Genomic DNA, 720 nt, shown 5'->3' with positions numbered 1-720 from the left:
CTTTTATTATACCCTTTTTTCTGAAAAAAAGAAAAAAGGACTTTATTTTTTCAAAAATATAATACAGTTTGAAATAAAATATAGACTGTTTTAGAAAAGAAAGTGTAAAAATAGGGATTTTCCACTTGTCGAAACCGGTTACTGTGTGGTATACTTGTCTCATGAATGTAACAGATGGTTGTTACTAGAAAGAAAAAAGAGGACATTAACATGGTTGTTAAAACAGTTGTTGAAGCACAAGATATTTTTGACAAAGCTTGGGAAGGCTTCAAAGGCGTAGATTGGAAAGAAAAAGCAAGTGTATCACGCTTTGTACAAGCTAACTACACACCTTACGATGGAGACGAAAGCTTCCTTGCAGGACCAACAGAACGTTCACTTCACATCAAAAAAATTGTAGAAGAAACGAAGGCACACTACGAAGAAACTCGTTTCCCAATGGACACTCGTCCAACATCTATCGCTGACATTCCAGCAGGATTTATCGACAAAGAAAATGAAGTTATCTTCGGTATCCAAAACGATGAACTCTTCAAATTGAACTTCATGCCAAAAGGTGGTATCCGTATGGCTGAAACTACTTTGAAAGAAAATGGATACGAACCAGATCCAGCTGTTCACGAAATCTTCACTAAATACGTAACAACAGTTAACGACGGTATCTTCCGTGCTTACACTTCAAACATTCGTCGCGCTCGTCACGCTCACACTGTAACTGGT

1 protein-coding gene is annotated in these 720 nt (G+C 37.2%); it reads left to right on the top strand.

Annotated features, from left to right (window positions below; all coding sequences use genetic code 11):
• Positions 1 to 210 precede the first annotated feature (210 nt).
• The coding region (locus HT699_RS11490; RefSeq protein WP_275689840.1) for a pyruvate formate lyase family protein at positions 211 to 720 on the top strand (510 nt) is incomplete at its 3' end.

Source organism: Streptococcus sp. 1055 (assembly GCF_013276815.1).
Lineage (GTDB): Bacteria > Bacillota > Bacilli > Lactobacillales > Streptococcaceae > Streptococcus > Streptococcus pseudopneumoniae.
Note: the sequence above shows the minus strand (reverse complement) of the source record. Positions and strands in the feature narration are given on the sequence as shown.